The sequence below is a fragment of the Micromonospora sp. NPDC005298 genome (assembly GCF_040607375.1).
Taxonomy (GTDB): Bacteria; Actinomycetota; Actinomycetes; order Mycobacteriales; family Micromonosporaceae; genus Micromonospora.
The window spans coordinates 554794-580727 of the sequence record NZ_JBEXGP010000002.1 but is presented as its reverse complement, the minus strand read 5'-3'; the positions used below and the strand labels follow the sequence as shown (position 1 = coordinate 580727).

At 73.5% G+C, this 25934-nt stretch carries 25 protein-coding genes and 3 tRNA genes; 9 read left to right on the top strand and 19 right to left on the bottom strand.

Features of this window, described 5'->3' with window-relative positions:
• Positions 1-6: 6 nt before the first annotated feature.
• Positions 7-1014: an NAD(P)H-dependent glycerol-3-phosphate dehydrogenase gene (locus tag ABZS77_RS07375; RefSeq protein ID WP_354818674.1), complete on the bottom strand. Its 1008-nt coding sequence runs from the start codon at positions 1012-1014 to the stop codon at positions 7-9.
• Positions 1011-1745, bottom strand: coding sequence for a lysophospholipid acyltransferase family protein (locus tag ABZS77_RS07370; RefSeq protein ID WP_354818671.1), 735 nt, complete (start codon positions 1743-1745; stop codon positions 1011-1013). The genes ABZS77_RS07375 and ABZS77_RS07370 overlap by 4 nt, the downstream gene beginning before the upstream one ends.
• Positions 1746-1870: 125 nt before the next feature.
• Here ABZS77_RS07370 and cofC point away from each other — a divergent pair, with 125 nt between their 5' ends.
• From cofC to ABZS77_RS07345, 5 genes are read left to right on the top strand one after another with little or no spacing between them, the layout of a single operon-like run.
• Positions 1871-2515 carry a 2-phospho-L-lactate guanylyltransferase gene (gene cofC, locus ABZS77_RS07365; protein ID WP_354818668.1) on the top strand — a complete coding sequence of 215 codons (645 nt, stop codon included), beginning with the start codon at positions 1871-1873 and terminating at the stop codon, positions 2513-2515.
• A gap of 22 nt (positions 2516-2537) precedes the next feature.
• A complete protein-coding gene (locus ABZS77_RS07360; RefSeq protein WP_354818665.1) occupies positions 2538-2735 on the top strand; it encodes a cold-shock protein in 198 nt (65 codons plus the stop codon).
• A 54-nt stretch (positions 2736-2789) separates the two neighbouring features.
• The gene (locus tag ABZS77_RS07355; protein WP_354818662.1) at positions 2790-5132 is read left to right on the top strand and encodes an RNA degradosome polyphosphate kinase; all 2343 of its coding nucleotides are present in this window, start codon (positions 2790-2792) and stop codon (positions 5130-5132) included.
• 24 nt (positions 5133-5156) lie between these two features.
• A complete protein-coding gene (locus tag ABZS77_RS07350) occupies positions 5157-6677 on the top strand; it encodes a CYTH and CHAD domain-containing protein (RefSeq protein ID WP_354818659.1) in 1521 nt (506 codons plus the stop codon).
• Positions 6665-7543: an NUDIX hydrolase gene (locus ABZS77_RS07345; RefSeq protein WP_354818656.1), complete on the top strand. Its 879-nt coding sequence runs from the start codon at positions 6665-6667 to the stop codon at positions 7541-7543. Before ABZS77_RS07350 ends, ABZS77_RS07345 begins: the two co-directional genes overlap by 13 nt.
• Positions 7544-7549: 6 nt before the next feature.
• On the opposite strand, the gene ABZS77_RS07340 is transcribed toward ABZS77_RS07345, so the two are convergent.
• The 4 genes from ABZS77_RS07340 to leuC form a co-directional block, all read right to left on the bottom strand.
• Positions 7550-9448, bottom strand: coding sequence for an endonuclease/exonuclease/phosphatase family protein (locus ABZS77_RS07340; protein ID WP_354818653.1), 1899 nt, complete (start codon positions 9446-9448; stop codon positions 7550-7552).
• A 140-nt stretch (positions 9449-9588) separates the two neighbouring features.
• Positions 9589-10242, bottom strand: coding sequence for an HU family DNA-binding protein (locus tag ABZS77_RS07335; protein ID WP_354818650.1), 654 nt, complete (start codon positions 10240-10242; stop codon positions 9589-9591).
• Between the two features lie 172 nt (positions 10243-10414).
• Positions 10415-11002 (bottom strand): 3-isopropylmalate dehydratase small subunit, encoded by a 588-nt coding sequence (gene leuD / locus ABZS77_RS07330; protein ID WP_354818647.1) that lies wholly within the window; start codon positions 11000-11002, stop codon positions 10415-10417.
• A 15-nt stretch (positions 11003-11017) separates the two neighbouring features.
• A complete protein-coding gene (leuC, locus tag ABZS77_RS07325) occupies positions 11018-12463 on the bottom strand; it encodes a 3-isopropylmalate dehydratase large subunit (RefSeq protein WP_354818644.1) in 1446 nt (481 codons plus the stop codon).
• Positions 12464-12512: 49 nt separating this feature from the next.
• Between leuC and ABZS77_RS07320 the strand changes: the two genes are divergently transcribed.
• The gene (locus tag ABZS77_RS07320) at positions 12513-13199 is read left to right on the top strand and encodes an IclR family transcriptional regulator (RefSeq protein WP_110562481.1); all 687 of its coding nucleotides are present in this window, start codon (positions 12513-12515) and stop codon (positions 13197-13199) included.
• Positions 13200-13328: 129 nt separating this feature from the next.
• Here ABZS77_RS07320 and ABZS77_RS07315 read toward each other — a convergent pair.
• The 4 genes from ABZS77_RS07315 to ABZS77_RS07300 all read right to left on the bottom strand — a co-directional run bounded on the left by ABZS77_RS07315 (position 13329) and on the right by ABZS77_RS07300 (position 14744).
• Positions 13329-13401: transfer RNA gene (locus ABZS77_RS07315), tRNA-Glu, on the bottom strand.
• Positions 13402-13554: 153 nt separating this feature from the next.
• A tRNA-Glu gene (locus ABZS77_RS07310) sits at positions 13555-13627 on the bottom strand.
• A gap of 133 nt (positions 13628-13760) precedes the next feature.
• Positions 13761-13832 (bottom strand) — tRNA-Gln (locus ABZS77_RS07305).
• A gap of 108 nt (positions 13833-13940) precedes the next feature.
• On the bottom strand, positions 13941-14744 hold the full coding sequence (locus ABZS77_RS07300; protein ID WP_354818641.1) for a fumarylacetoacetate hydrolase family protein: 804 nt from the start codon (positions 14742-14744) through the stop codon (positions 13941-13943).
• 174 nt (positions 14745-14918) lie between these two features.
• Between ABZS77_RS07300 and ABZS77_RS07295 the strand changes: the two genes are divergently transcribed.
• Both ABZS77_RS07295 and ABZS77_RS07290 read left to right on the top strand, forming a co-directional pair.
• A complete protein-coding gene (locus ABZS77_RS07295) occupies positions 14919-16400 on the top strand; it encodes a hypothetical protein (protein WP_354818638.1) in 1482 nt (493 codons plus the stop codon).
• Positions 16401-16434: 34 nt separating this feature from the next.
• The gene (locus ABZS77_RS07290) at positions 16435-17301 is read left to right on the top strand and encodes a 3-methyladenine DNA glycosylase (RefSeq protein ID WP_354818635.1); all 867 of its coding nucleotides are present in this window, start codon (positions 16435-16437) and stop codon (positions 17299-17301) included.
• Between the two features lie 16 nt (positions 17302-17317).
• Here the strand turns inward: ABZS77_RS07290 and ABZS77_RS07285 are convergent, their stop codons facing one another.
• The 9 genes from ABZS77_RS07285 to ABZS77_RS07245 all read right to left on the bottom strand — a co-directional run bounded on the left by ABZS77_RS07285 (position 17318) and on the right by ABZS77_RS07245 (position 24627).
• Positions 17318-17914 (bottom strand): TetR family transcriptional regulator, encoded by a 597-nt coding sequence (locus tag ABZS77_RS07285; protein ID WP_354818632.1) that lies wholly within the window; start codon positions 17912-17914, stop codon positions 17318-17320.
• A 74-nt stretch (positions 17915-17988) separates the two neighbouring features.
• On the bottom strand, positions 17989-18987 hold the full coding sequence (locus ABZS77_RS07280; protein WP_354818629.1) for an aldo/keto reductase: 999 nt from the start codon (positions 18985-18987) through the stop codon (positions 17989-17991).
• 112 nt (positions 18988-19099) lie between these two features.
• Positions 19100-19525, bottom strand: coding sequence for an alternative ribosome rescue aminoacyl-tRNA hydrolase ArfB (gene arfB, locus ABZS77_RS07275; RefSeq protein WP_354818626.1), 426 nt, complete (start codon positions 19523-19525; stop codon positions 19100-19102).
• 34 nt (positions 19526-19559) lie between these two features.
• Positions 19560-19856, bottom strand: a complete 297-nt coding sequence (locus tag ABZS77_RS07270) for a hypothetical protein (RefSeq protein WP_354818623.1) — start codon at positions 19854-19856, stop codon at positions 19560-19562.
• Positions 19857-19954: 98 nt separating this feature from the next.
• Positions 19955-20815, bottom strand: coding sequence for a trypsin-like peptidase domain-containing protein (locus tag ABZS77_RS07265; RefSeq protein WP_354818620.1), 861 nt, complete (start codon positions 20813-20815; stop codon positions 19955-19957).
• A 39-nt stretch (positions 20816-20854) separates the two neighbouring features.
• Positions 20855-21814, bottom strand: coding sequence for a VWA domain-containing protein (locus ABZS77_RS07260; RefSeq protein WP_354818618.1), 960 nt, complete (start codon positions 21812-21814; stop codon positions 20855-20857).
• Positions 21811-22821, bottom strand: a complete 1011-nt coding sequence (locus ABZS77_RS07255) for a DUF58 domain-containing protein (RefSeq protein ID WP_354818615.1) — start codon at positions 22819-22821, stop codon at positions 21811-21813. Before ABZS77_RS07255 ends, ABZS77_RS07260 begins: the two co-directional genes overlap by 4 nt.
• Complete coding sequence (locus ABZS77_RS07250; RefSeq protein WP_354818612.1) at positions 22818-23867, bottom strand: MoxR family ATPase; 1050 nt, start codon at positions 23865-23867, stop codon at positions 22818-22820. The genes ABZS77_RS07255 and ABZS77_RS07250 overlap by 4 nt, the downstream gene beginning before the upstream one ends.
• 256 nt (positions 23868-24123) lie before the next feature.
• Complete coding sequence (locus ABZS77_RS07245) at positions 24124-24627, bottom strand: hypothetical protein (RefSeq protein WP_354818609.1); 504 nt, start codon at positions 24625-24627, stop codon at positions 24124-24126.
• Between the two features lie 304 nt (positions 24628-24931).
• Here ABZS77_RS07245 and ABZS77_RS07240 point away from each other — a divergent pair, with 304 nt between their 5' ends.
• Positions 24932-25921: an endonuclease/exonuclease/phosphatase family protein gene (locus ABZS77_RS07240; protein ID WP_354818606.1), complete on the top strand. Its 990-nt coding sequence runs from the start codon at positions 24932-24934 to the stop codon at positions 25919-25921.
• Positions 25922-25934: the final 13 nt, after the last annotated feature.

Genomic DNA, 25934 nt, shown 5'->3' with positions numbered 1-25934 from the left:
GGATCCTCATTCGTACGACTCGGGTTTGGCGGTCCGGCTCATCAGCGTGTCCACGGCCAGCCGAGGGTCCATCCCCTCGTGGCAGATCCGCTCGACCTGCTCGGTGATCGGCATCTCCACACCGTGGGCGCGGGCCAGGTCACGGATCGCCAGGCAGCTCTTCACACCCTCGGCGGTCTGCCGGGTGGCGGCCTGGGCCTGCTCCAGGGTCTCGCCCCGGCCCAGGTGCTCGCCGAAGGTGCGGTTACGGGCCAGCGGGGACGAGCAGGAGGCGACGAGGTCACCCATGCCGGCCAGGCCGGCGAAGGTGATCGGGTCGGCGCCCAGCGCCACGCCCAGGCGGGCCGTCTCGGCCAGCCCCCGGGTCATCAGCATGGCCCGGGTGTTGTCGCCGAACCCCATCGCGGTGGCGACGCCGTACGACAGGGCGATGACGTTCTTGACGGCCCCGCCCAGCTCGCAGCCGATCACGTCGTCGTTGGTGTAGGGGCGCAGGTAGGGCGTCCGGATCGACGACTGCACGAGCACCGTGCGGTGGCTGTTCGTCCCGGCCACGACCGTGGCGGCCGGTTGTTCGGCGGCGATCTCCGGGGCCAGGTTCGGGCCGGACACGACCACCACCCGGTCCGCGGCCACCCCGGCGGTCTCCACGATGACCTCGCTCATCCGCTTGGTGGTGCCGAGTTCGATGCCCTTCATCAGCGACACCAGGGTCGAGTCCGGATGCAGGTGCCCGGCCCACCCGGCGAGGTTGCCGCGCAGGGTCTGCGACGGTACGGCCAGCACCACCAGTTCGGCGCCGGTGATCGCCTCCTCGGCGTCGGCGGTGCCGGTGACCCGGGCCGGCAGCAGCAGGTCCGGCAGGTACTCAGGGTTGCGGCGCTCGGCGCGGATGCTCTCGGCCACCGGTGCGCGGCGGGCCCAGACGGTCACGTCCCGCCCGGCGTCGGCGAGGATCTTGGCGAAGGCGGTGCCCCAGGAGCCGGCGCCCAGGACCGCGACGTGGCCGCTCACGCGGCTTCGCCCTGCTCGTGACGGGCGGACGGTCGGACCGGCCGTTCCCACAGCGGTGGCGGGGTGCCGCCACGGATCTCGGCGAGCATGTCCCGCAAACGCAGCATGATGGCGTCCGTCATCTCCTCCAGGGTCGCCCGGGTCGGCGCGGCGTCCGCCCACCGGCCCAGGTCGACCGGTTCCCCGGCGACCACGGTCACCGGGATCCGGGGTCGCGGGTTGAACCGGCTGGTCCGCGGGTCGAAGATCCGCTCCGGCCCCCACATCACCACTGGCACCACGGGCGCGCCGGTGGCCAACGCCAGCCGGGCCGCGCCGGTCTTGGCCTTCATCGGCCACAGGTCCGGCTGCCGGGTCGTGGTGCCCTCCGGGTAGATCACCACGGCGCCGCCCTGGTCGAGCGCGGCGACCAGCTTGTCCAGCGAGCGGACGGCGTCCACGCTGCCGCGCTCGACCGGGATCTGCAGGCAGCGGTGCAGGATCCAGCCGACCACCGGCACCCGGAACACGCTCGCCTTGCCCAGGTACTGCGGCCAGCGCCCGGACTCGTAGATGAAGTGCGCGGAGACCAGCGGGTCGGCGTGCGAGATGTGGTTCGCCACGATGATCACGCCGCCGTCACGGCCGAGGTGCTCCTGACCACGCCAGGTACGCCGGGTCCAGACGATCATCACCGGCTTCACCAGCACCACGGCGAACCGTTGCCAGAACCCCAGCCTCCGCCGTGCCACTGTGCCTCCTCGTCGCGCCCGCCCCGCCGCGAACCCCGCCCGCGACACCCGCAGCGGAAATCATGCCTGCTCGCCCCCGGTACGGCCAGCGAGGGTCCCACCGTCCTGCTGGCAGGATTGCGGACGTGAGTCAGCCGAGGTGGGCCGTGGTGGTGCCGGTGAAGCGTCTGACCGCCGCCAAGAGCCGGCTGCGGGGCGCTCTGCCAGGCGTACCGCATGAGGAGCTGGCACTGGCGCTGGCGGCCGACACGCTCCGCGCGGTGCTGGCCTGCCCGGCGGTGGCCGAGGTCCGGGTGGTCTGCGACGACGCCCGGGTGGCGGCGGTGGCCCGCACGGCGGGCGCGCGGGTGCTGCCCGACGAGCCGGACGCCGGCCTGAACGCCGCGTTCCGGCACGGCGCGGCGGCCGGGACCGCCGGATGGGTGGCGGGGCTCACCGCCGACCTGCCGGCGCTGCGCCCGGCCGAGCTGGCCGCCGCGCTGCTCGCGGCGCAGGACCGGGACGGGGTACGCCGGTTCGTGCCGGACGCGCCGGGCGGCGGCACCGTGCTGCTGGCCGCGCCGCCCGGCGTCGCGCTGGACCCGCGCTTCGGGGTGGGCTCGGCGGCGGCGCACGCGGCGAGCGGCGCCCTGCCGCTGACCGGGGACTGGCCCAGTCTGCGCCGCGACGTGGACACCGCGGCGGACCTGGCCGCCGCCGCGCGGCTCGGGCTCGGGCCACGCACGGCCGCGCTGCTCGACGCCGGCTGCCCGGCCGCCTCCGCGAGCTGACCCACCGGTGTACGGTGCCAGCATGCAGGGCACGGTGGCCAGCTACGACGGGGCGACGCGCAGCGGCGTCCTGCTGCTCGACGACGGCACCGAGCTGCGCTTCCCGGCACGGGCCTTCGACGCCTCCGGCCTGCGGTTGCTGCGGCTCGGCCAGCGGGTGCGCATCGACACCGATCCCGACGGCGAGGTCGTCCGGGTGACATTGCCGACGATGATCTGAACCGGCGGGCCCAAGTTCATTTTGCGTTAACCCGAATCGGGTGATTATGAGCGGGTGAGCACCCCTCGCGAGCACCCGGCCATCCCTTCAGCCACCGACTCCCTCAACGGCGCCCCCACCCGTGGCGCCGACGGTCGTTTCCGTCCGTCCCGCGCCGAACGCGCCGGCGCCGCCCGGGCCGACACCCTCGGCGACGACCCCGGATCGGCCTCCTCCGGGCTGGACGAGGTCCTCGACCCCGCCGTCGGGCCCACCGAGACGGACGGCCCGGCGGCCGGCGGCGTCGTCCAGCCGGCCGGTGCCGCCGAGGAGGACGAGGCGCCGCCCGCCGCACCGCTGCCGGAGGACCGGTTCCTCAACCGGGAGCTCTCCTGGCTCGACTTCAACGCCCGCGTGCTCACGCTCGCCGAGGACCAGCGCACCCCCCTGCTGGAACGGGCCAAGTTCCTCGCCATCTTCGCCAGCAACCTCGACGAGTTCTACATGGTGCGGGTCGCCGGGCTGAAGCGGCGGCTCTCCGCCGGCCTGCCGGTCCGTGGCGGGGACCGGCTGCCCCTGCGCACCCAGTTGGAGCTGATCGCCGAGCGGACCGCCGAGCTGGTTGCCCGGCACGCCGCCTGTTTCGTCGACGACGTGCTGCCCAAGCTGGCCGGGGAGGGCATCCGCATCCTGCGCTGGGCCGAGCTGGGCGACCCGGAGCGGGAGCGGCTGCGTACGTACTTCCGGGAGCACATCTTCCCGGTGCTGACCCCGCTCGCGGTCGACCCGGCCCACCCGTTCCCGTACATCTCCGGGCGGTCGCTGAACCTGGCGGTGGCGGTCCGCGACCCGGACGGCGGCTCGGAGCTGTTCGCCCGGGTGAAGGTGCCGAACAACGTGCCCCGTTTCGTCCGGGTGGACCGGGACCAGCCGGGCGTACGGATGCTTCCGGTGGAGGACCTGATCTCGGTGCACCTGGGTCAGCTGTTCAGCGGCATGCAGGTCGTCGAGTGCCACCTGTTCCGGGTCACCCGTAACGCCGAGGTGGAGGTCGACGAGGACCGCGACGAGGACCTGCTCCAGGCCCTGGAGCGGGAGCTGGCCCGGCGCCGCTTCGGCCCGCCGGTCCGGTTGGAGGTCGCCGCGTCGATCTCCGACCACATGCTGGAGCTGCTCGTGCGTGAGCTGGACATGGACGACCAGGACGTGCTGCGGGTGCCCGGCCTGCTGGACCTCTCCGCGCTGTGGCAGGTGTACGGCGAGGCCGACCGACCCGATCTCAAGGACCCGCCGTTCGTGCCGGCCACCCATCCCCGGCTCGCCGAGGGCGAGGTGCCGCGCAGCGTCTTCGCCACCCTGCGCGACGGGGACATCCTCGTGCACCACCCGTACCACTCGTTCGCCACGAGCGTGCAGCGCTTCGTCGAGCAGGCCGCCGCCGACCCGAACGTGCTGGCCATCAAGCAGACCCTCTACCGCACCAGCGGCGACTCCCCGATCGTCGACGCGCTCGTCGACGCGGCCGCCGCCGGCAAGCAGGTGGTGGTGCTGGTGGAGGTGAAGGCCCGCTTCGACGAGGTGGCCAACATCGGTTGGGCGCGCACGCTGGAACGCGCCGGCTGCCACGTGGTGTACGGCCTGGTGGGGCTCAAGACGCACTGCAAGACCGCGCTCGTGGTCCGGCAGGAGGGCAACCAGATCCGCCGCTACTGCCACATCGGCACCGGCAACTACCATCCGAAGACCGCCCGGCTGTACGAGGACTTCGGCATGCTCACCGCCGACCCGGAGATCGGCGCCGACCTCACCGACCTGTTCAACGTGCTCACCGGCTACAGCCGGCAGACCGCGTACCGGCGGCTGCTGGTCGCGCCGCAGGGCATCCGCAGTGGCCTGATCGAGCGCATCGAGCGGGAGATCTCGCACGTCCGCCTCGGCATGCCCGGTCTGGTCCAGTTCAAGGTCAATTCGTTGGTCGACGAGGGAGTCACCGACGCGCTGTACCGGGCCTCCCAGGCCGGCGTGCACGTCGACCTGCTGATCCGGGGCATGTGCACGCTGCGCCCGGGGGTGCCGGGGCTGTCGGAGAACATCCGGGTCCGCTCCATCCTGGGCCGGTTCCTGGAGCACTCCCGGGTCTTCCGGTTCGGCAACAACGGCGAGGCCGAGTTCTGGATGGGCTCGGCGGACCTCATGCACCGCAACCTGGACCGCCGGGTGGAGGCGCTGGTACAGGTGAGCGACCCGGTCGCGCGGGCCGAGCTGGACCATGTGCTGACCGCCGCGATGGGCCCGGACGTGGACGCGTTCGAGCTGGCCGGCGACGGCACCTGGACCCGACGGGCCGGCGGCGACGAGGCGGCCGGGACGCATCTGCAGGAACTGTTGCTGCGCCGCGTCGGTGGCACGGCCGGCTGACCGATCGCGGCATAGGCTGAGCTGATGGTGGAGGAGGAGCAGAAGTACGAGGTGGACGACGCGTACGTGCTGCCGGACCTGTCCGCCGTGGCTCCGGCGGGTGGCCGGGTCCGGGCGCTGCCGCCGGTGACGCTCGTCGCCCGCTACCTCGACACGGTCGACCTGCGGCTGGCCCGGGCCGGTGCGTCGTTGCGGCACCGCAAGGGCGACGAGCTGCCCTGGACGGTGAAGCTGCCGACCGGCACTCCCGGTGTCCGGCACGAGATATCCCGCCCCGGCCCGAAGGGGCAACCGCCACCGGAGCTGGTGGAGCTGGTCACGGTCCTGCACCGGGGCGCGTCGCTGGCCCCGGTGACTGTCGTCCGCACCGTCCGGCACGCCCACGAGGTGTGCGACGAGGCCGGCACGGTGCTCGTCGAGGTGGTGGACGACCGGGTACGCGTGCTTGACGCCTCCGGCACCGCCACCGGCGCGTTCCGCGAGCTGGAGGTGGAACTCAAGGCCGGCGACCGGGAGCTGCTGGAGCGGGCCGGTTCGGTGCTGCGCGGGGCCGGGGCACGGGGCGGCTCGTTCACCCCGAAGCACGTACGCGCCCTGGGCGCCGCGGCGCAGGCCGACCCGGACCTGGTCGCGCCGGCCGGGCTGCCGACCGACCCGAGCGCCGGCGACGTGGTCACCGAGGCGGTCCGCAAGGAGGTACGCCGCCTGCTGACGCACGATCCGTTGGTACGGCTGCGCGCCCCCGCCGCCAGCGGCGACACCGCCGTGCACCAGATGCGGGTGGCCTGTCGGCGGCTGCGCAGCGACCTGCGCACCTTCCAACCGCTGGTCCGCAGGAGCTGGTCCCGCCCGCTGCGCGACGAGCTGCGCTGGCTCGCCGGGGTGCTCGGCGCGGCCCGGGACGCCGAGGTGCTGCGCGAACGGTTGCGGCGCGCCGCGAGCGCCGACCCGCTCAGCCCGCTGGACTCCGGTGCGGTGGACCGACTCGATGAGGCGCTCGTCGCGCGGCAGCGGGTGGCGCACGCCGCGATCGACGAGGCGCTGCGCTCCCCGCGTTACCTGGCCCTGGTCGACGCGCTGGTGCTCGCCGCACGCGCGCCCCGGCTCACCCGCCGGGCGGCCACACCGGCGGCGCGGGCGCTGCCCAAACTGGTGGCCCGGCCGTGGCGGCGGCTGACCGGCCCGGACGGCGTCGACGGGCTCGACCCGTCGTCGCCCGACGAGCGCTGGCACGCCGTCCGCAAGCAGGGCAAGCAGGCCCGGTACGCGGTCAACGCGGTCGCCCCGGCGGTCGACAGGGCCGCACGACGGCTGTCCCGCGCGCTGGCCGGCGTACAGGACGTGCTCGGCGAACACCAGGACGCCGCCGTCGCCGCGGACACGTGGCTGGAACTCGCCGCCGAGCGGCCGGCCGACCACGAGGTGGCGGTCACCGCCGGCCGGCTGGCCGAACGGGAACGGGAGTCGGTGCGCCAGATGCGGGCCCGCTTCCCCGCCGCGTGGCACCGGGCGACCCGACGGCGGCGGACCCGTTGGCTGCCGTGACGGGCATCCGCGCGGCCGGCGGGGTGGCCTGGCGCCCGTCCGAGGACGGCGTCCGGGTCTGCCTGGTGCACCGCCCGCGCTACGGCGACTGGACGCTGCCGAAGGGCAAACTGGAGCTGGGCGAGCACCCCATGGTCGCGGCGGTCCGTGAGGTGGCCGAGGAGGCCGACGTGCGGGGCGTACCGCAGGTGCGGCTGCCGTCGGTGCGCTACCGCAGTGAGGGTCAGGCCAAGCTTGTCGACTACTGGTCCATGCTGGCGGTCGCCGACGGCGGTTTCCAGCCGGGCACCGAGGTGGACGACATCCGGTGGCTGGCCGTGGACGAGGCGATCCGGCTGGTCAGCTATCCGCACGACGCCGAGGTGCTCAGCGCGTTCGCGGCGCTGCCGCCGGTGACCGCTACCGTCGCGCTGGTCCGCCACGCGCACGCCGGCAAGCGCGCCACCTGGACCGGCCCGGACACGGCCCGGCCCCTGGACGCGGAGGGCTGGGCCCAGGCGTCCGCCCTGGCCGACCTGATCGCCGTGGTCCGGCCGGGCCGGCTGGTGTCCGCGTCGCCGCGCCGCTGCGTACAGACCCTCGACCCGGTTGCCGCGCTGCTCGACCTGCCCATCGAGATCTGCGGCGACCTGGACGAGCCCCAGCCGGGCCAGCAGGGCGACGAACAGGTCCTCGCCACCGCCGCCCGGGTGCTGGAGTTGGCCCACGCCGGCGGGCAGGTGGCGGTGTGCAGCCAGGGCAAGGTGCTGCCGGGCGCGTTGGAGCGGCTGTCCGGGCGGACCGACGGGGACTTCACGACGCCCAAGGGCGGCGGGTGGCTGCTCGCCTTCACCGCGGACGGGCTGCTCGCCACCGACCGCCTGTAGCGCCCGTCAGCGGGGCGGCAGGGTGAGGGTGACCGCGACCGGCAGGTGGTCGCTGGCCGTGCCGCGCGGCGCGACAGGTGCGGACGCGTTCAGGCCGGGCGAGACGAAGACGTGGTCGATCTGCTGGCGCGGGTCGTCGGCGGGGCTGGTGGCAAGTGGTCGGGCGCTGCTCAACGCGTCCACCAGTCCGGCGGCCGTGAACTGCCCGAACGCCTCGTCGCCCGGCTCGGTGTTCAGGTCACCCGCCACCACCAGGGGACGGCCGGCCGCGTACGCCGTGGCGAAGTCGGCGACCGCGCGGGCCTGGACCACCGGCCCCTCGTCGGGCGGCGGTTGCAGGTGGGTGCTGACCACGGCGGTGCGCACGTCGTCGCCGAGGTCCAGGGTGACGGCGAGGGCCTGCGCCCCGGTGGGCGCGCCGACGGCCGGCAGCGGCAGGGTCCGCGGGTCGGTCACCGGCCACCGGCTGAGCACCGCGTCGCCCCAGACGGGGTCGGCGGCCGGCCCGAAGACGTACGGCATGCCCAGCCGGTCGGACAGCAGGTCCAGGGTGTCGTGGCCGCCGTTGAGCAGCCACGCCCGGTCCACCTCGCTGAGCAGCACGACGTCGGGCCGCTGCCGCTCGACGGCGCCGGCGAGCCCGTCCAGGTCGAACCGGCCGTCCAGCCCGAAGCCCATCCGGATGTTGTACGCCACGACTGTCAGTCGTTGCGGCGGGCCGTCCCGGTTGCTGGCGACCGGCAGTTCGTCGGCGAGGACCGGGGCCAGCAGGGCCAGCGCGGTGACCACGGCGGTGGCGCGCAGCGCCGGGAACGGTCCGGTGGTCCGGGGTGCGGCGGGACGGGCGGCGAACGCCACCACGGCGACCAGCGCGGCGACCAGCACCGGCACCGCCGCGTTGGGGTAGCCGAGGTCGTAGGCGGAGTAGTAGCCGACCGCGCCGAGTGCGAAGACGAGCATCCCGGCGGCTGCCGCGTACCCGCGACGGGCCGCCGCGCGCGCGTCGTCGACGGTGCCGGTGTCCGTGGTGGCGTCGTCGCCGGCGTCGTCGGCCAGGGCGAGGCAGGCGCCGAGTCCGGCGGCGGCGAGCCCGATGGCCACGAGGAGCAGGCCGCCCCGGTCGAGGGCGAAGAGCACCGCGCCGGCCAGCAACGCCGCCGGTCCCAGCGCCCGCACCCACCGGCGCGGTGGCGCGGTCAGCGCCGCGAGGAGGAACACGGCGACCGCGACCGGCACTGGCGCCATCCCGACCAGCGGAGAACGGGCCACCCCGTCCCCACCGGCCAGGTACGACATCCCGGTCTCAGCCAGCGCCGGCGTCAGGGCCACCATTCCGGCCAGCAGCACCGCCGGCCCGGCCAACAACCACGCCCGCCCCCCGGTGGAGCCGGCCGGCGGCGCCGGCCGCGTCGTACCGAGCAGGAACAGCGCCACCGCCACCGCGCTGAGCAGCCACGCCCACCAGTCGCCCCGCCAGACGAGGTCGTACGTGTCCAGCACGGCGTGGACGGCCGCGTTGACCGCCAGGCCCAGCGCCAGGCCGGGCACCGGCCGGTCGGTGCCGGCGGCGACGCCGACAAGCCACACCAGCCCGGCGAGCAGACCGGCGGTGGCCAGCCAGAGCTGTGGACGCCCACCGGGGGTGGCGGTGAGCGCGAGGCGGGCACCGGCAAGCACGACGGCCGCGGCCACGGTGACCGGGCGGGCGCCCAGCCGGCGGACCACCGCCGGCGCGGCCAGTGCCAGAACGAACCAGCCGAGGGCGAAGGCGCCCATCAGCTCGGCCGGGGTCGACGCGGCCTGGCCGAAGATGGTGATGATGCCGGGCAGCCACACCCGCAGCACGTCGATGAGCAGGAGGACGCCAAGCGCGAGCGTCGCGGTGGCGAGTTGGCGGTAGCGCACCGGCGCCCCATTTCCCGTCGGCGGGCCGGCGGAGGGGGGCCGGCACGGCGATTCTGCGCGTACCCGGCGGTCCGGTCAACGGCCCGCGTACGCCGAAAGGGCGCCCACCACACGGGTGGACGCCCTGTCGGCAGGGTCGGTCAGCGCTTGCTGGCCGCCTTCTTGGCCGGAGCCTTCTTCGCGGGCGCCTTCTTCGCCGCCGCGCTCTTGCTGGCCGCCGCGGTGGTCTTCTTCGCCGCGGTGGACTTGGTCGCCGCGGTGGTCTTCTTCGCCGCCGCGGTGGTCTTCTTGCTGGCGGCCGTCTTGGTCGCCGTGGTGCTCTTGCTCGCCTTGGCCGGGGCGGTCTTCTTGCTGGCGGCCGTCTTGGTCGCCGTGGCGGTCTTGCTCGCCTTGGCCGGGGCGGTCTTCTTGCTGGCCGCCTTGGCGGCGGTGGCCTTGGTGCCCGTCGCCTTCGCGCCGGCGGTCTTCGCCGTCGTCGCGGCAGCGGTCTTCTTCACCGCCGCCGTGGCCTTCGGCACCTTGCCGCTGGCCACCATCTCCTTGAACCCGGCGCCGGGGCGGAAGGTCGGCACGGATGTCTTCTTGACCTTCACCGCCTCGCCGGTACGCGGGTTGCGCGCTGTTCGCGCGCCACGCACACGCTTTTCGAATGCTCCGAATCCGGTGATCGCCACCTTCTCGCCCTTGGTGACCGCCGCCTGGACCTCGGTGAGGACCGCGTCGAGCGCGGCCGTCGCCATCTTCCGGTCCCCCAGGCGAACGGCGAGCGCCTCGATGAGCTCGGCCTTGTTCACGACTTCCTCCCGATTGTGCAACTGACTCGACGCGAGCCATTCTGCGCGCACGGTATGCCCTGTGCTGCCGGGACACAAACATTCGGTGGAAAAAAGCCCTTGTGTCGTAACGGATTCGCCCCCACCGGTTGGACCGGTGGGGGCGGAATCGGCTGTGCGGAGGGACGTACGGCTATGCCACCGAGGGCAGGAACGGCAGTCGACGCGCCTCGTACGAGTCGATGTCGGCGACGTTGCGGAGGGTGAGTCCAATGTCGTCCAGGCCCTCCAGCAGGCGCCAGCGGCTGAAGTCGTCAAGCGGGAACGACCAGTTCGCGTCGCCCGCGCGGAGCTGACGGGCGGTCAGGTCGACGGTCACCGGGGTCGTCGGGTCGGCCTCGACAAGGTCCCACAATTCTTCGACGGCTTTCAATTCCAACTCGACCGGCAGCAGCCCCTCCTTGAGGGCGTTGCCACGGAAGATGTCGCCGAAGCGGGGGGCCACGACGGCGCGGAAGCCCCAGTCCCGCAGCGCCCAGACGGCGTGCTCCCGAGAGGATCCGGTGCCGAACTCCGGCCCGGCGATGAGGATCGACGCCCCGGAATAGGATTCATCGTTGAGCACGAATGCCGGGTCTTCCCGCCACGCGTTGAACAGCCCGTCAGCGAAACCGGTCCGGGTCACCCGCTTGAGGTACACGGCGGGGATGATCTGGTCGGTGTCCACGTTGGATCTCCGCAGCGGCACGGCGGTGCCGGTGTGGGTGGTGAACTTGTCCATCTCGTCGGTCCCTTCTTACAGGTCGGCGGGGGCGGCCAGCCGACCGACCACGGCGGTGGCGGCGGCGACCGGCGGGGAGACCAGGTGGGTACGTCCGCCCCGGCCCTGCCGGCCCTCGAAGTTGCGGTTGGAGGTGGACGCGGAACGCTCGCCGGGCTTGAGCGTGTCGGGGTTCATGCCCAGGCACATCGAGCAGCCGGCGAACCGCCACTCGGCACCGGCGTCGGCGAAGACCTTGTCCAGCCCCTCGGCCTCGGCTGCCTCGCGTACGGCGGCGGAGCCGGGCACCACGAGCATCCGGACGCCGTCGGCGACCCGGTGGCCGCGCAGCACGTCGGCGGCGGCCCGCAGGTCCTCCAGTCGCCCGTTGGTGCAGGAGCCCACGAAGACCACGTCGATCGGCAGCTCCCGCAGCGGCGTGCCGGGGCGCAGGTCCATGTACTCGAGCGCCCTGCGGGCCGCCGTGCGCTCCGAGTCGGTGGTGAACTCCTCCGGGTCCGGCACCGGTGCGCTCAGCGGCGCGCCCTGCCCGGGGTTGGTGCCCCAGGTGACGAACGGCGTGATCCGGCTGGCGTCGAGGGTCACCTCGGCGTCGAAGCGCGCGCCCTCGTCGGTGGGCAGCGTCCGCCACCACGCCAGCGCCGCGTCCCAGTCCGCGCCCTGCGGCGCGTTCGGTCGACCCTTGAGGTACGCGAAGGTGGTCTCGTCCGGCGCGATCATGCCGGCCTTGGCGCCCCACTCGATGGACATGTTGGCGATGGTCATCCGCCCCTCCATGGAGAGGGCCTGGATCGCCTCGCCGCGGTACTCGACGATGTGTCCGCGACCGCCGCCGGTGCCGACCTGGGTGATCAGCGCGAGCACCAGGTCCTTGGCGGTGACGCCGGGAGCGAGGCGGCCGGTGACGTTCACGGCCATCGTCTTCGGCCGGCTCTGCGGCAGCGTCTGGGTGGCCAGGACGTGCTCCACCTCGCTGGTGCCGATGCCGAAGGCGAGCGCGCCGAACGCGCCGTGGGTGGCGGTGTGCGAGTCGCCGCAGACGATCGTCATGCCGGGCTGGGTGAGCCCGAGCTGCGGGCCGATGACGTGCACGATGCCCTGGTTGTCGTCGCCGAGCGGGTGCAGTCGCACACCGAACTCGGCGCAGTTGCGGCGCAGCGTCTCGATCTGCGTGCGCGACGTGGGGTCCGCGATGGTGAGCAGGTCACCACGGCGGGACCGGAACGCCGGATCGGCGTACCCGGTCGGGGTGTTGTGGTCCTCGGTCGCGAGCGTCAGGTCGGTACGACGCACCCGGCGCCCGGCGAGCCGGAGCCCGTCGAACGCCTGGGGGCTGGTCACCTCGTGCAGCAGGTGCAGGTCGATGAAGAGCAGGTCCGGCTCACCGGCGGCGGACCGTACGACGTGCGCGTCCCAGACCTTCTCGGCCAGGGTCCTCGGCTCAGGAGTGACTCCCACCATCTGGACATCCTAAATTCTGGGAGGTAAGTTTCGGCTTGTGGGACACAGTATGAGCGGTGTCGGCGTTCTCGACAAGGCGGTGGTCATCCTGGCCGCCTGTGTCGACGGCGCCAGCCTGGCCGAACTCGTTGACCGTACGAAGCTGCCCCGGGCCACCGCGCACCGGCTGGCACAGGCACTGGAGATCCACCGGATGCTGGTCCGGGACACCCAGGGCCGCTGGCGTCCCGGCCCCCGGCTCGGCGAGCTGGCCAACGCCGCACCGGACGTCCTGCTGACCGCCGCCGAGCCGCTGCTCGCCGCGCTGCGGGACGCCACCGGGGAGAGCGCCCAGCTGTATCTGCGCCGCGCCGACGAGCGGATCTGCGTGGCGGCGGCGGAACGCGCCAGCGGCCTGCGGGACACCGTTCCGGTGGGTTCGGTGCTGCCGATGACGGCCGGCTCGGCGGCCCAGATCCTGCTCGCCTGGGAACCGCCGGAGGCGGTCATGCCCCTGCTGCCGCGCAGCAAGTTCACCGGCCGCACACTGGCCGAGGTACGCCGCCGGGGCTGGGCCCAGAGCGTCGCCGAACGCGAGGCCGGTGTGGCGAGCGTCTCCGCCCCGATCCGCGACCGCACCGGCAGGGTCATCGCCTCGGTCAGCATCTCCGGCCCCATCGAGCGCCTCGGCCGCCGTCCCGGGGAACGCCACGCCATGGCCGTGGTCCGGGCCGGCCAACGCCTCTCCGGCCTCTGACCCCCCGGTGATCAAGAGGTTCGCGTCACGACACGCCGGAAGCGGTGACGCAGAGCTCTTGATCACCGACGCAAAAGGGGTGGGTACGGAAAAGGCTCACCTCGCTGCGCGAGGTGAGCCTTTTGGTTGTAGCCCCGACCGGATTCGAACCGGCGCTACCGCCTTGAGAGGGCGGCGTCCTGGGCCGCTAGACGACGGGGCCAGAACTTCATCCGTTCACCGCCCTCGCGGGCGGTGCGGCAGTAGTCTAGCGGCACCACCATCGGGTGCGAGCACGGGGTGCGGGCCCGCCGGCGCGGCCGGCCACGGACACGAAACAGCCCGCCTCACCAGGTGAGACGGGCTGTACACGATGTAGCCCCGACCGGATTCGAACCGGCGCTACCGCCTTGAGAGGGCGGCGTCCTGGGCCGCTAGACGACGGGGCCAGAACCACTTCCGCTCCCCCACCCTCGCGGGCGGAGGAGCTGCACTCTACCAGAGGCCACCCTCCGCCCCCGAAAGGGCGGAGGGAACTCCGTCAGAATCCAGCGTCCGGAATTCTCGCGAATTCCAGCTGCGCTGGGGTACCAGGACTCGAACCTAGACTAACTGAACCAGAATCAGTCGGGCTGCCAATTACCCCATACCCCATTGGCCCCTTGCGGCGCCGGGAGTGAACTTTACCCTCCCGGTGCCGGCAGGCCAAATCCGATCCCCCCGAACCACCCGTGAGCTGCGGAAACAGGGGCATCCGGCGGATCAGGCGACGGGGACCACCGGGTTGCTGAGCTCGCCGATGCCCTCGATCCGCACGGTGACGGTATCCCCCTCAAGGAGGGGGCTAACCCCCGCCGGCGTACCGGTGAGCACCACGTCGCCGGGCAGCAGCGTCATCACGTGCGAGATGTACGACACCAGGCCCGGAACGTCGAACACCATGTCCTTCGTCCGGCCAAGCTGGCGTACCTCCATCTCGTCGGGATTACGGCCCACCTCGCACCGGATCTCCAGGTCGGAGACGTCCAGCCCGGTGGTGATCCACGGGCCGATCGGGCAGAACGAGTCGAAGCCCTTGGCCCGGGTCCACTGCCCGTCCGAGCGCTGGAGGTCCCGGGCGGTCACGTCGTTGGCGCAGGTGTAGCCGAAGATGGCGCGTTCGGCGGCGGCCCGGTCGGCCCGGCGCGCGCCCGGCGCACCGATCACCACCGCCAGTTCCGCCTCGTGCTCGACCTGCTTGGAGAAGATCGGCAGCCGGATGGCGTCCCGGGGGCCGATCACCGAGGTGGACGGCTTGAGGAAGAGCAACGGCTCCTTGGGTACGTCGTTGCCGAGTTCGGCGGCGTGGTCAGCGTAGTTGCGACCCACGCAGACCACCTTGCTGGGCAGGATCGGCGAGAGGAGTCGGACGTCGGAGAGGGCCCAGCGGGCCCCGCTGAAGGAGAGCGTGCCGAACGGGTGACCCTCGATCTCGGCGATGGTCAGGCCCTGCGGCCCGGCCTCCGGCTCGCCTTCGACGGCCCCGAACGACATTCCCTTGGCATGAGCGAAACGAGCGATACGCACCCGGCCAATCTAGCGCCGCCGACCCCGCCACCGGCCAGGACGGGCCGGCGGGTGTGCGCAAGCCGTCACCGCGCGGCACCTTATCGGAGCAGGAGGTGAGCGGGGCGGTCTTCCCGACTTCGTACCCGCACGGAGGTGCCACGCCCCTAGCGTCGGCTCCGGAGGTTCGTTCGTATGCCTGCATCGACACGACACCACAGAGCCCTCGCAGTGTTCGTGCACTGCCTCGGCATCCTCGCCGCCGTGCCGGCGCTGCCCTCGGCGGCGCCGCAGGAGGCGACGGCCGCGCCCCGGCCACCGGCGGCCACGCCACGGCCCTCGGCGGCGGCGCCACGACCGCCGGCCGGTACGCCACCGCCCGTGGGGGTCGCACCCCGCGCGACGGCGGCCACCGGGCCGACGGCGGCGGTGCCGCCCCTGCCAGCTGCACCGTCACCGGTGGCGGTGCTCGCCGGGGTGAGCGCGGAGCCCACCCCGCCCTCGGCGCCGCCGGCGGTGGCGCCGCCCTCGCCGACGCCGGCGGCGAGGCTTCCGCAACCGGTCACCGTGGCGATGGCACCGGAGAGCAGTCCAGCGCCGCGCTACCGGATCCACGTCCGCAACGTGGGCAGCTCGCCCATCGAGACGACGGTGCGTCAGGAGCTGCCGCCCGACGCCTCGGCCACCGCGATCACCGCAGGTGGCCGGTCCACCGGCGTCGGGGGTTCCACGAACGAGGTGACCTGGCGGTTGCGGCTGCCCGCGCACAGCACCACGACCCTGGGCACCGCGCTGGCCGCCACCGCCCCCGGCCAGACGCTCACCGCGCCGGCCTGCGCTTTCACCAGCGACGGCAGCCGCCCGTACGACTGCGCCACCGCCACCTGGCAGGGCGCGGCGACACCGGCCGAGGTGACCGAGGCCCCGGCCTGGCGGCGGTACCCGGTGCTGCTGGCCGGACTGGCCGTCCTGCTGCTGCTCGTCGTGGGCGGGATCTGGCTGTGGCGGCGGCGAGGACGGGGGCGGCGCAGGCTGACGGCCGCCGCGCTGGCCAGCGCCCCGGGACCGGACGACGGGCGCGGCACGATCTACCCGCGCCCGGCCGCCCCGAGCGCGACGAGGCGCCGGCGTACCCCGCCGGTCTGGGTGCTGGTCGGTACGGCCGTGGTGGTGCTTGCCGCCGTGGTCGGCACGGCGGGCTGGACGGCGACCCGGCGGGTGGCGGCGATCGACACCCAGAAGCAGCCGACCAGCGGCGCGTGGCGGGGCACGGGGGTCTCCGGGCCGATGGGTGTGCCGCTGCGGGAGTCGGCCTTCGAGTTCACCGTCTACCGGATGTCCTGCGCGGCGCCCGGCACCACCGACGGCGGCGGCGCGGCTCCGGCCGACGGGCGGCGCTGCCAGGCCACGGTGGGCGTGCGCAACCTCACCGGCGACCAGCAGCCCTGGCACGGCCAGTTGCAACGCGCCTACCTGCCGGGCGGTCGCTGGGTCGGCATCGACGAATCGGCCACCCGGGCGGCGAACCTGGGTCGGGACGTCTTCGCCGATCCGATGGCCGCCGGCAGCAGGGTCGTGCTGCCGTTGGTCTTCACCGTCGACGGGCGGGAGCCGCCCCGGCAGCTGGAGCTGCGCAGCGGGGTGTTCTCCGCGGGCGTGCGGGTGGACCTGCCCTGACCGGTGGGCGGGCGGCGGTCGTACTCTGGGGTCCGTGACCGCCGCCCTCGCCCCCGCCGTGCTCGACGTGGCGGCCTGGCAGGCCCGCCGCCGGGCCCACGAGCAGCGGGCCGACGTGTGGCTGACCCCGCACCTGGCCCGCCGCCGGCGCGGCGAGCGGCATCCGGTCGCCGACTTCCTGTTCACCTACTACTCGCACCGCCCGGCCCAGCTGCGTCGCTGGCACCCGGGCGCGGGCGTCGAGCTGCGGGGCGCCGACCCGGCCGAGTTCGGCCGGGACTACCGCGGCACCGCCGCCGGGGTCACCCTCGACACCGAGGGGGTACGCGCGCGGCGCGGCGAGTCGATCGCCTGGATCCGCTCGTTGCTGACGGCCACCGCGGGGCGGGCGCCGCACTTCGGCTGCTTCGGGATGCACGAGTGGGCGATGGTCTACCGGCAGACCCGCGAGGAGTTGCGGCACAACGCGTGGCCGTTGCGGCTCACCCCGGAGGGCACCGCCACCATCGTCGAGGAGCGGGGCGTACGGTGCAGCCACTTCGACGCGTACCGCTTCTTCACCCCGCCGGCCCGGCCGTTGAACGTGCTCACCCCGACCCGGGAGACGCAGCACGCGCATGAGCAGCCGGGCTGCCTGCACGCCAACATGGATCTGTACAAGTGGGCGTACAAGATGTCGCCGCTGGTGCCGTCCGAGCTGGTCGCGGACTGCTTCGAGCTGGCCCGGGACGTCCGCACGCTCGACATGCGGGCCAGCCCGTACGACCTGGCGGCGCTCGGTTACCCGCCGGTGCGGGTGGAGACCCCTGAGGGTCGGGCCGAGTACGCGGTCGCGCAGCGCGGGTTCGCCGAGCGGGCCGCCGTGCTGCGGGACCGGCTGCTCGCCGCCATACCGGCCTGACCGGCGGGGGCGCCGGTCAGCCGGTCGGGCGGGTCCGCAGACCGTTGAGGAGCAGCGCGACCACCGCTTCCAGGTCGTCGTCGAGGCCGGGCTCGGTCCACTCGGTGCGGTGTGACGGGTGGTGGAAACGGGCGGTGGCCTGGAGCAGCGCCCGCCCGGCCACCGCCGCGTCGGGCACGCTGAAGTCGCCGGCCGCCACCCCGTCCGCGACGATCATGCTGAGCTGACCGGCGAGCACCTCGAGGTGGTTGGCGACGGCACCCTCGGAGAGGGTGGCGAGCTGGTGGAAGTTGTCGAACAGCTCCGGGTCCTCCCGGGCCATCCGGCGTTTGGTGCCGCTCAGCTCGGCCAGCCACCGGCGCAGGCGCTTCGGTGCCGGCTCGGTGGTGGTGGCCACCTCGATCAGCGGGGTGGAGACCCGGGCCAGCCAACGTTCGGCGACCGCCTCGCGCAGCGCGGCCTTGCTGGCGAAGTGCCGGTAGACGCTGCCGTGGCTGACGCCGAGCGCGCGGGCGACGTCCAGGACGGTGGCCTTGGCCGGCCCGTACCGGCGCAGCACCTCCTCGGCGGTGTCGAGGATGCGGTCGGCGGTCAGGGCGGTGGCGTCGCTCATCCCTTCAGCCTCCCTGACCTCGTTGGCCGGCCGTGGCGCGACCCCCTTGCGACGGTCGCGCCAGGGCCGGGTGCTCATGCGCGCTCGCTGTCCAGCATGGCCATCTGCGCCTCGTCGTACCGGCTGCCGGCGACCGCGTCGGCGGGGACGGCGGCTTCGATGGCGGCCAGGTCCGCCTCGGTCAGGGTGACCGTCGCGGCGCCCAGCGCCTCGGTGAGCCGCTCCCGGCGGCGGGCGCCGATCAGCGGCACGATGTTCTCGCCGCGGGCCAGCACCCACGCGATGGCGATCTGCGCCACGGTGACGCCTCGCGCCTCGGCGATGACGCGCAACGCGTCGACCAGGGCGAGGTTGCGGTCCAGGTTCGCGCCGGCGAACCGGGGCAGGTGGCTGCGGAAGTCGGTGCCGGTCGTCTGCCGTCCGGCCGTCCAGTGGCCGCTGATCAGTCCACGGGACAGCACCCCGTACGCGGTGATCCCCACGCCCAGCTCACGGGCCGTCGGCAGGATCTGGGCCTCCGGGTCGCGGGAGATCAGCGAGTATTCGAGCTGGAGGTCGGTGATCGGGTGTACGGCGTGCGCCCGGCGCAGCGTCTCCGCGCTGACCTCGGACAGGCCGATGTGCCGGATGTGGCCGGCCTTGACCAGCTCGGCGAGGGCGCCCACCACCTCCTCGACGGGGACGTCCGGGGTGAGCCGGGCCGGGCGGTAGATGTCGACGTGGTCGGTGCCGAGCCGGCGCAGGGTGTACGCCAGGAAGTTCTTGATCGCGACGGGTCGCAGGTCGCTGCCGTTCCAGCCGCCGTCGATGTCGCGCAGCGCGCCGAACTTCACGCTGATCACGGCGTTGTCCCGGTTGCGGCCGCGCAGCGCGTCGCGCAGCAGCATCTCGTTGTGGCCCATGCCGTAGAAGTCGCCGGTGTCGAGAAGGGTGATGCCGGCGTCGAGCGCGGCGTGGATGGTGGCGATGCTCTCGGCCTCGTCGGCGTCGCCGTAGAGGTCGGACATGCCCATCAGGCCGAGCCCGAGGGCGGAGACGGTGGGGCCGGTCGTGCCGAGGGTGCGGGTGTCCATGGGGTCGTTCCTCTCGCTGGGTGACGCACTCAGCGTACAACCTCCTGATGACAGATTCCAGATTCTGTCACTCATAAGACGCCGGTCACCCGGTCGCAGAGGACGATTCGACCTACTCGCCGTCGACGCGGCGGTCGCGTTTGCGCTGGGACTGGCGCTTCTTCTCGGCCAGCCGGCGCTCCTTGGCTCCCCGGGACGGGCGGGTCGCGCGGCGCGGCGGCGGCGGGGGTGCGGCGGCCTCCCGCAGCAGCGCCAGCAGCCGCTCGCGGGCCGCTTCCCGATTGGCGAGCTGCGCCCGGTGCTCGCTGGCCGCGATCGTGAGGACGCCGTCCACCAGCCGGTTGGCCAGGCGTTCCAACGCCCGGGACCGGATCCAGTCCGGCACGGACGGGGAGTTGGCCAGGTCGTAGCTCAACTCGACCCGGGAGTCGGCGGTGTTCACACCCTGCCCACCCGGCCCGGACGAACGGGAGAAACGCTCCCGCAGCTCCCCGGCGGGAACCACCCACCGGTCGGTCACCCGCAGCCCGTCGTCCACGCCCTGAGGCTAACCCCCGACGACCCGCCGGAGGTCACCGGTGCGCGGGCTCGCTCCGCGTCGCCGACGGGCTCGGCGCCGGGCCGGCGGTCTCGTCGTCGGAGCCGACCGCCGCGTACGCCACCGCGCCGAAGAGCAGCAGCCCGATCACCGCCGCCTTCACGGCTACGCCGCGGATCAGCAACCAGGCGCCGCGGCGTGCCGTCGGCACCGTCTTCTTCACCGTCTGGTAATCGGCCCACCCGCGTCGCGCCCGGGCGTACGCCGACCCCACCGCACATCCGATGACCAGGCCCACCAGCAGGAGGACCGCAAGAAGGGGACTCTCCACCTCCGCCAGTATCCATACCGAGCGTGATATTTCCATGGCCCGATCCCCTCGGGCCGGATATCCGACAGTCACACCCCCACCCGGGGCGTACGGGCAGCTCAGCCACCCTTACCGATGATCGTGTCGGCGGTCTGCTGGACCTGCTCGATCGGAATGGCGAACCCGATGCCGATCGAGCCGTTGCCGTCGATGGTGGCGATGGCGGTGTTCACCCCGACCACCTCCCCGCGGGCGTTCACCAACGGCCCGCCCGAGTTGCCCGGGTTGATCGAGGCGTCGGTCTGCACGGCGCTGTGCCGGTTGTTGCCCAGCCGCACCTCGCGGTCCAACGCGCTGACGATGCCGGCGGTGACCGTCCCGGACAGGCCGAGCGGCGAACCCACCGCGAGCACCGGCTCGCCGACGCGGGTGGCACCCGGCTTGGCCAGCGGCAGAGGGCTGAGACCGGCCGACGGCGGCACCTTCAGCACCGCCAGGTCGCTGCGCGGTTCCCGGCCCACGACCTCGGCGGCGAACCGGCGACCGTCGGGCAGCTCCACCGTCACCGGCCCGCCACCGCCCTTGGCGAGGATGTGGTCGTTGGTGATCAGGTGCTGCTGGTCGTCCACGGCGAACCCGGAGCCCGTCGCGGAGGCGCCGTTCCCACCGCCGGCCAGCACCGACACCACCCCGGGAACGGTGCGCTCGGCGGCGGTGACCAGCTCCGCCGGCACCGGGGCCGCGGACGCGGCGGCCGGACCCGCACCGCCCTCCCGGCCGGCCACCACTCCGCCGGCCACGGCACCCGAGACGGTGGACAGCGCCACCACCGCCAGTACGGCGAGGAGGCGGCGCGGTCGCCGCCCGCCCGGTTCCCGACCGGTCCCGGGCGCGTCCCACCACCCCCGCCCGTCCGGGTCGAGTTCCGGTGAGACGAACCAGGGACCGCGCGGTTCGCCCAGTCCGGTCTGCACTGCCATGCGTACTCCTCACGGTCGACGCCTGTTGAGCGCGGGCGGTCAGGGCAGGCGCGAGAACCAACGCATCGAGCCGGCGGCGGCACCCATCGCGAACACCAGCCCGAGGCCGATGAACCGGGCCGAGATGTCCTGCCGTTCGGTGCGGTAGCCGACCGAGCTGCCGATGTCGTCGTAGACGGCGCGCAGCTCGTCGGTGGTGCTGGCCTCGTGGAACATCCCGCCGGTCTCGTCGGCGACAGCCCGCAGGGTCTGCCCGTCCACCGGCACCTGGATGGGCCGTCCACCCCGGTCCACGAATCCGGACGGGGTGCCGAAGGAGATCGCGTGCACCGGCACCTTCGCGGCCACCGCGTCCGCGGCCGCCTCCATCGGGTCCATCCCGGACGTGTTGGCCCCGTCCGACAGCAGGATGATCCGGGCCGGTGGTGGTTCCTTCGCCGCCTGGCTGTCCAGCCCCTTGACCGCGCCGAGCGAGGTGTTGATGGCCTCGCCGATGGCGGTGCCCTGCACTCCGGTGACCCCCTCGGCGAGCCGGTCGATCCCCTCGTCCAGGGCCCCCCGGTCGGTACCCGGCGGCACCAGGACGGCGGCGCTGCCGGCGAACGCGACGAGACCCACGTTGAACTCGTCGGGCAGCCCCTCGACGAAGCGGCGCGCCGCCTGTTTGGCGGCGGCCAGCCGGTCCGGCTCCACGTCGGTCGCGAGCATGGACGTGGACACGTCGACGGCCACCATGACGGTGGCCCGTTCCCGGGGCACCCGGACCTCGGCGGTGGGCCGCGCGAAGCCGACCACGAGCAGCGCCAGCATGGCCAGGAACAGGCCGGCCGGTACGTGCCGACGCCACGCCGGTCGCTGCGGCGCCACCCGGTCCAGCAGCCGCAGGTTGGTGAAGCGGACCGCGTACCGGCTGCGCCTGCGCTGCATGACCAGGTAGGTGACGACCAGGGCGAGAACCCCGAGCAGCAGCCAGAGCCGCAGCGGCGACTGCCAGATCACGCGGCACCTCCCCGGGCGGACCCGGCCGGGGCGGCGGCCAGCCGACGCTGGGCGTGCACGTGCCGGACGATGTCCGCGCTCCAGTCCCGGTCGGTCCGCAGCGTCAGGTGGCTGGCCCCGCTGCGGCGCAACGCCTGGCGTACCTGGTCGCGTTCGGCCTCGGCCGCCGCCGCGTACCGCTCCCGCAGCCCACGGTCCGATGTGCACACCTCGCGGTGGCGGCCGGTCTCCGGGTCGACGAGGGTGACGATGCCGACGTCGGGCAGCTCCAACTCGCGCGGGTCGGTCACCTCGATCGCCAGCACCTGGTGCCGGACGGTCAGCCGGCGCAGCGTCCGTTCCCAGGGCGGCTGTTTCCCGGGATCGTCGGGCAGCCCGTCGAGGAAGTCGGAGACGATCACGACCAGTCCCCGCCGGTTGGCGACCCGGTGCAGCGCGTCGAGGCCGTCCACCAGCTCCGGCGGAGTTGACGGCCCCCGTACCGGCCGGTCGGTGGGCGCGGTGGCACGCGGGGCCGCGAGCAACGCGCGCAGCAGACCGAGCAGATGGGTACGCCCGCTGCGGGCCGGGAACCGGCGTACCCCGTCGGCGCCCAGCACCTGCGCGCCGAGGCGGTTGCCGACACCCGCGGTGAGGAAGCCGACGGCCGCGACCGCCGCGACCGCCAGCTCCCGCTTGTCCAGCTCGGCTGTGCCGAACTCCATGCTGGCGCTGGAGTCGACGAGCAGCCACGTGGTCAGTTCACGGTCGGCGTCGACCTGCCGTACGTGCGGCACCGTGGTCCGGGCGGTCACCGCCCAGTCCATCCGGCGGACCTCGTCCTCGCCCGGCCGGTACTCGCGGCTGCCGGCGGGTTCGCTGCCCGGGCCGGGCAGCAGGCCCCGGTACTGGCCGTGCAGGAGACCGTTCAACCGGCGGGTGACCGTCAGTTCCAGGCGGCGCAACCGCTGGTCCGGCGCCAGCTCCGCCAACCCGGGGTCGGTCGACGCGACACTCGCGCGTCTCATGCCGCCGCCAGGTCGGGGGCCTGCTGCGGGTGCCCGTGTGCGAGCCGGGGCGGTGGGACGGCATCGACGAGTCGCCGGACCACGCTCTCGGCGGACACCCCGTCGGCGACCGCGTCGAAGGAGAGCACCAGCCGGTGGGCGAGCACGTCCACGGCCAGCTCGCGGATGTCCTCGGGCAGCACGTACTCCCGTCCCCGCAGCAGCGCCTGGGCCCGGGCGGCCGCGACCAGGCCGAGGGTGGCCCGGGGGCTGGCGCCGTACGCCAGCATCGGCGCGATCTCCGCCAGGCCGAAGCGCCCCGGGTCACGGGTGGCGAGGATGAGCCGGACCACGTACTCGGCGAGGGCGTGGTGGACGAAGACCCGTTCGGCCTGGATCTGGAGGTCCCGCAGCCGTTGCGCGTCGAGCACCCGGCGCGGGGTCGGCCGGTCGGTGCTCATCCGGTAGAGGATCGCCAGTTCGTCGGCGTCGCTGGGGTAGTCGACGACCACCTTCATCAGGAACCGGTCGCGCTGTGCCTCGGGGAGCTGGTAGACCCCCTCGGACTCGATCGGGTTCTGGGTGGCCAGCACCAGGAACGGCGCCGGTACCGGCCAGCTGCGTCCGCCGATGGAGACCTGCCGCTCGGCCATGGCCTCCAACAGCGCCGACTGGACCTTCGCCGGGGCGCGGTTGATCTCGTCGGCGAGCACCAGGTTGGCCATGATCGGGCCCAGCTCGATGTCGAAGGTCTCCTTGGAGGCCCGGTAGATCCGGGTACCGACGATGTCGGAGGGGACCAGGTCCGGGGTGAACTGGATCCGGGAGAAGGTGCCACCGACCACGGTGGCGAGGGTTTGCGCGGCCAGCGTCTTGGCCACGCCGGGAACCCCCTCCAGGAGGCAGTGCCCGTTGGCGACCAGTGCGGTGAGCAGGCGTTCGACGAGCCGATCCTGCCCGACGATCACGCGTTTGACCTCGAAGAGGGTCTGTTCCAGCTCGACGCCGGTCGGCTCCTGATCGACCGGGGTGGGCAGGCTGGCCAGGGTGTCCGAGATGTCCGTCACGGTGCTTGCTTCCCGTGGCGGGGGGCCGGCAAACGTCGGATTGTGAGCGCCGGACGGGTCCGTTGCGGCCCGGACGGGGATGAGCCGCCCGTACGGGGTACGAGCGGCACGAGTCGGTCAGCGAACCCAGGACGGTCGCAAGTGGGCACCGGCCGGGTCGAGCAGCCGTCGATATGCCCGAGCGGCCGTGGACCGCGAGGATCGAAAGCGATCCGGCCCCCGCGTGCGGGACGCGGGGGCCGGACATCGCCGTCGGTCAGGAGGTGTGGACGACCAGGTGGAAACCGAGGTCGGTCGGGGTGCCGGCCGAGTTGCGGGTCTGCACGAAGACCGCGTTCGGCGTGCTCAGCCGCGGCGCGACCGAGACCTCGCCGCCCGGCGGGATGCAGCACGCGTCAGCGCGGCCGACGGTGGCCACGTAGACGCCGGTCGTGACGGTGAAACCGAACTGGACCTCGTACTGACCGACGCCGTACTTGATCACGGTGCCAGTACCGCGCGCCTTGGTGCCGTTGGAGTTGACGACGACCGTGGTGGCGGTGGCGACGAGTGTCGAGTTGGCCTTCAGCGCGGCCTTCGCCGAGCGTGCCGACTCGGCCGTCACCGGCGGCTGGGAGTTGGTGCCGCGCGCCGCCGGCTGGACGGCCTCCTGTGGCGCCTTGGCCGACGGCTGGGCGGCGGCGATCCCACCGCCGGCCAGGGTCAACGCCAGAACGGCGAACGTGACCGCCGTCGCCTTACGTCGGAAGAATGTGCTCATGACAGGTCCCCCTTGTGTGACCGTGCGAATTCGGCCGACCCGCGGGGCGGGACGGATGATTGCCTGAAAATAGGGTCACGACCATTACGGGTGCGGATTATTCGACAATCTGCATCCCGCCTGAGCTGGTGTTACTACTCAGAGTTGCGTCGTTTAGGCCAGATGGAACGTAGCACCGTAAAAAGCCGACCGTCAATAGTTGATCTCACTTTGACGCACTGTCGGCCAGCCGTCAGCCAATTGTGAAAGGTGAAGGCAGAAACATTCACGAAATGCGTCGGGCGGTCCCGCTACGCTCATCGCCATGATCGTGGACACCCCGCCCGCGCCGACCCGACGCCACCACCGGCGGGTCGGCACCGCGCTCGCCTGGGTGGCGGTCGGGCCGGTGGCCGCCTGGGCCACGCTCCGGCTCGCCGGCCTCGACCGGGGGCCACTGGTGCAGGCGCTCGCCTTCACCCCGTACGCCGCGGGATGGAGCGTGCTGGCCCTCGCCGCCGCCGTCGCCCTGCGGCGCTGGTGGCCGGCGGCGGTCGCGGCACTGGCCGCCGTGACACTGCTCGGCCTGGTCGTGCCCAGGGCACTGCCCGCCCCGCAGCCGGCGGTGGCCGGGCCGACCCTGCGGCTGCTCACCGCGAACCTGCTCGCCGGCGCCGCGGACGCCCGGACCCTCGTCGACCTCGTCCGCGAACATCGGGTCGACGTGCTCACCGTGCAGGAGTTCACCCCGGACGCGCAGGCCGCCCTGGACCGGCTCGGCCTCGACCGCCTCCTGCCCTACCGGCACCTCAATCCCCAGGTGGGGACCCCCGGCTCGGGGCTCTACTCCCGCTGGCCCATCAGCGACACCGGCATCCGCGCCAACCGGGGCGGATGGGGTTTCACCCAGGCGTACGGCACGATCGCCGTCCCCGGCGCACCCCCGGTACGCGTCGAGTCGGCCCACCCCGCCGCGCCGTACGCGCTGGACCAGGTCGGCGCCTGGCGAGCTGACCTGACCGCGCAGCCACCGGCCACCGGTGACGGCGAGCTGCGGATCCTCGCCGGGGACTTCAACGCCACCCTCGACCACAGCCCCCTGCGCGCCCTGCTGCGCACCGGCTACGTGGACGCCGCCGACGCCACAGGCGCGGGGCTCACCGGCACCTGGGGTCCGTATGACGGCGACCTCATCCCCCCGGTCACCATCGACCACGTCCTGGTCGACAGCCGCATCGCCGTCCGCTCGGTGCGGGTGCACGCCCTCCCCGGCAGCGACCACCGCGCGGTCCTGGCCACCCTCACCCTCCCCTGACCGCCCCTGGCCG

What these genes read in the sequence shown, in the direction of transcription:
- ABZS77_RS07280 (WP_354818629.1), bottom strand. Translation starts at nt 18,987, where the DNA reads ATGGACACCCGCACCCTCGGCACGACCGGCCCCACCGTCTCCGCCCTC.
- ABZS77_RS07295 (WP_354818638.1), top strand. Translation starts at nt 14,919, where the DNA reads ATGCCTGCATCGACACGACACCACAGAGCCCTCGCAGTGTTCGTGCAC.
- ABZS77_RS07240 (WP_354818606.1), top strand. Translation starts at nt 24,932, where the DNA reads ATGATCGTGGACACCCCGCCCGCGCCGACCCGACGCCACCACCGGCGG.
- ABZS77_RS07285 (WP_354818632.1), bottom strand. Translation starts at nt 17,914, where the DNA reads ATGAGCGACGCCACCGCCCTGACCGCCGACCGCATCCTCGACACCGCC.
- ABZS77_RS07350 (WP_354818659.1), top strand. Translation starts at nt 5,157, where the DNA reads ATGGTGGAGGAGGAGCAGAAGTACGAGGTGGACGACGCGTACGTGCTG.
- leuC (WP_354818644.1), bottom strand. Translation starts at nt 12,463, where the DNA reads ATGGTGGGAGTCACTCCTGAGCCGAGGACCCTGGCCGAGAAGGTCTGG.
- ABZS77_RS07255 (WP_354818615.1), bottom strand. Translation starts at nt 22,821, where the DNA reads ATGAGACGCGCGAGTGTCGCGTCGACCGACCCCGGGTTGGCGGAGCTG.
- ABZS77_RS07320 (WP_110562481.1), top strand. Translation starts at nt 12,513, where the DNA reads ATGAGCGGTGTCGGCGTTCTCGACAAGGCGGTGGTCATCCTGGCCGCC.
- ABZS77_RS07265 (WP_354818620.1), bottom strand. Translation starts at nt 20,815, where the DNA reads ATGGCAGTGCAGACCGGACTGGGCGAACCGCGCGGTCCCTGGTTCGTC.
- ABZS77_RS07360 (WP_354818665.1), top strand. Translation starts at nt 2,538, where the DNA reads ATGCAGGGCACGGTGGCCAGCTACGACGGGGCGACGCGCAGCGGCGTC.
- leuD (WP_354818647.1), bottom strand. Translation starts at nt 11,002, where the DNA reads ATGGACAAGTTCACCACCCACACCGGCACCGCCGTGCCGCTGCGGAGA.
- ABZS77_RS07245 (WP_354818609.1), bottom strand. Translation starts at nt 24,627, where the DNA reads ATGAGCACATTCTTCCGACGTAAGGCGACGGCGGTCACGTTCGCCGTT.